2 protein-coding genes are annotated in these 2060 nt (G+C 57.1%); both read left to right on the plus strand.

Annotated elements, in window-relative coordinates; translation table 11 throughout:
• Nucleotides 1–643: 643 nt before the first annotated feature.
• On the plus strand, nt 644–1891 hold the full coding sequence (ltrA, locus tag BLV87_RS18885; RefSeq protein ID WP_175518090.1) for a group II intron reverse transcriptase/maturase: 1248 nt from the start codon (nt 644–646) through the stop codon (nt 1889–1891).
• Nucleotides 1872–2060: hypothetical protein (locus BLV87_RS20040; protein ID WP_217630041.1), on the plus strand; the 189-nt coding region annotated here is incomplete at its 3' end. The genes ltrA and BLV87_RS20040, both read left to right, overlap by 20 nt.

Below are 2060 nucleotides of genomic sequence, written 5' to 3' on the forward strand. Positions count from 1 at the left end.
CTGGAACAGCAGTATCCAGAAAGGGCGCAGCACGGCTATCCGGGAAGGCTGGGAATGGAAACCGGCATTGGCCTACTGCCGTTATGCCGATGACTGTACGCCACGAAGGCGCATAAGAGGACGCAGTCCTCAATGCAGCCGTGCTGCATATAGAGATGGGGGTCGGCCCCCCGAAGCCGCCATACAGGTGGAGGCTTCAAACCACCGTAAGCTGCATGGGTAAAGAGTCCTTGTAGTGAGCGTTACGGAAAAGGCAGGACTTGATCCTGTCAGGTGGGTATCAGGGAGACGAATGCAAATGAACCACTGATGACGTGTCGAAAGCGTAGGGACGGGATCAAAAGCGGGTGGTAGTTGTTAACCCGCGACAAGTCTGGCGGATACCTGAATTACTGGCCAGATGGTCTCCGGCATGAAGGTGGCGTGAACCTGATACAGGCTCTTATGTGGAACGTGGGAACCTGTCGCCCTGATGTCAAGGGAGAAGCCGCAAGTGGAAGCCCCACGAGGGCGAGAGTACCGAGGCAGGGCACAGGGACGGAGTAACCCGTAGTAGTGGGGAAGCGCTGGTAATCGGCGTGGAGCGAAGGGGTTACATTGTTCAGCTTGAACTGAATGGACAACTGGCAACAGGAGGATTCACTTGGAACAGGCAAAGCCGTTTGCAGTTAGCAAACGCGACGTTTGGGAAGCCTGGAAAAAGGTCAAGGCCAACAAAGGCGCAGCCGGTGTTGACGGTCAGACAGTCACGGATTTTGAAGCAGACCTGCAAGGGAACCTGTACAAACTCTGGAACCGGCTGGCTTCCGGCAGCTATTTCCCGCCTGCTGTCCTGCGGGTAGAAATACCCAAGGGCGATGGGCGGATGCGCCCGTTAGGCATACCGACAGTCGCCGACCGGATTGCCCAAATGGTGGTCAAACAGCGTCTGGAGCCGGAACTGGAGAAACAGTTCCATCCCGACTCCTACGGCTACCGACCGGGCAAATCGGCGCTGGATGCGGTCGGGCAAGCCCGGCAGCGCTGCTGGCGCTACGACTGGGTGCTTGACCTCGACATCAAAGGCTTCTTTGACAACATCGACCACGACCTGCTGATGCGGGCAGTGCGCAAACACACAGGCGACAAGTGGGTGCTGTTATACATCGAACGGTGGCTAAAAGCCGCCATTGCGATGCCGGACGGCTCAACCCATCACCCGGAAAAGGGGACGCCGCAAGGTGGGGTAATCAGCCCTCTGCTGGCGAACCTGTTCCTGCATTACGGCTTCGACCAATGGATGCAACGGGAACACCCGTCCACTCCTTTTGAGCGTTACGCCGATGATGCCGTGTGCCACTGTCAGACAGAAGCACAGGCGCACGCCTTGCGTGAAGCGCTGGACAAGCGGATGAAGGCCATCGGACTGGAATTGCATCCAGACAAAACCCGGATCATCTACTGTAAAGATGATGACCGCCGGGGAGGCTATCCCGATACCCGGTTTGACTTTCTGGGCTATACCTTTCGTCCCAGACGGTCAAAGAACTGGCGGGGAAAACACTTCATCAACTTCACCCCCGCGATCAGCGACAAGGCCGCCAAGGCGATCCGGCAAACTTCCCGAAAATGGCGCTGGTCATGCCGTAGTGACAAATCCCTAGAAGATCTGGCGTTTATGTTCAATAGAGTCATACAAGGCTGGATCAACTACTATGGGCGCTACTACAAGTCAGCCCTGCTCCCGGTGTTTAAAGTGCTGGAATGCCGTCTGGTGCGGTGGGCGATGCGGAAATACAAACGTTTGCGTGGACACCAGCGGAAAGCAGCCCAATGGTTGCGCCGCATAGCGTGGAAGCAGCCATGGTTGTTTGCGCACTGGAGGATGCTGTATGCAGCGGCTGGACAATAGGAGCCGGATGAGCGGAGACGTTCACGTCCGGTTCTGTGAGAGCCTGCGGGGGTGGTTCCCGTGGGCTACTCGACTTCTGCTGATCGTCAAAGGCGCGAAGGCACAGGCTGAAGCCATCCGGGAAGAATGCAGGCAGGTACTCGAAGACGGCCTGAAGCTGACCCTGAAC

Origin of the sequence: Thiothrix caldifontis (assembly GCF_900107695.1) — a bacterium.
GTDB classification, from domain to species: domain Bacteria; phylum Pseudomonadota; class Gammaproteobacteria; order Thiotrichales; family Thiotrichaceae; genus Thiothrix; species Thiothrix caldifontis.